Here is a 588-nt window from a genome sequence, read left to right as displayed (position 1 = left end):
GTACTGAGACTCTCAGACGGCACTTTCATTGAACGTGGTGAAAATGTGCTCATTACCGGCGCTACCGGGTGCGGCAAAAGTTTCCTTGCCTGTGCACTGGGACGCAGTTCCTGCCTACTTGGATTCCGTACGCTGTATTTCAGTATGAATAAGTTTCTGGATGCTCTTGCCCAGGCAAGGCTCGATGGGACTTACCTCCGATGGATTAAGGGGATATCCTCAAACAGGCTACTGATATTAGACGACTTTGGGCTTAAGCCTCTGAGCAATGATGCCAGGATAGCAATACTTGATATTCTGGAGGATAGGTATGGCAACGGCGCGACAATAATAACCTCGCAGCTGCCAGTGGATAACTGGTATAACTTTATAGATGAACCCACACTTGCAGATGCAATTATGGACAGGTTGTCAGCATCTGCTCACAGAATCGCACTTATGGGTAAATCTATGAGAAATAAAAAAAATCATTAAGTTTACAGAATATCGCTTTGTCCAAAAGTGATATGGTTAAAAGTTAGTGCTAAAGCCAGAACCAAACTGGTGCACTATGCCTCGGAATGTGGTGTACTTTGTTCGGAATAATCA

Annotated in this window: 1 protein-coding gene; it reads left to right on the top strand. The window is 44.6% G+C overall.

Annotated elements, in window-relative coordinates:
• Positions 1 to 474, top strand: a 474-nt coding sequence (locus tag ACFOUY_RS08950; RefSeq protein ID WP_378960164.1) for an ATP-binding protein, incomplete at its 5' end; no start/stop codon positions are given.
• Positions 475 to 588 lie beyond the last annotated feature (114 nt).

This window comes from Pedobacter jamesrossensis (genome assembly GCF_042650905.1).
Classification (GTDB): domain Bacteria; phylum Bacteroidota; class Bacteroidia; order Sphingobacteriales; family Sphingobacteriaceae; genus Pedobacter; species Pedobacter jamesrossensis.
The sequence above is the reverse complement of the archived record's forward strand: the minus strand, read 5'-3'. Positions and strand labels throughout refer to the sequence as shown.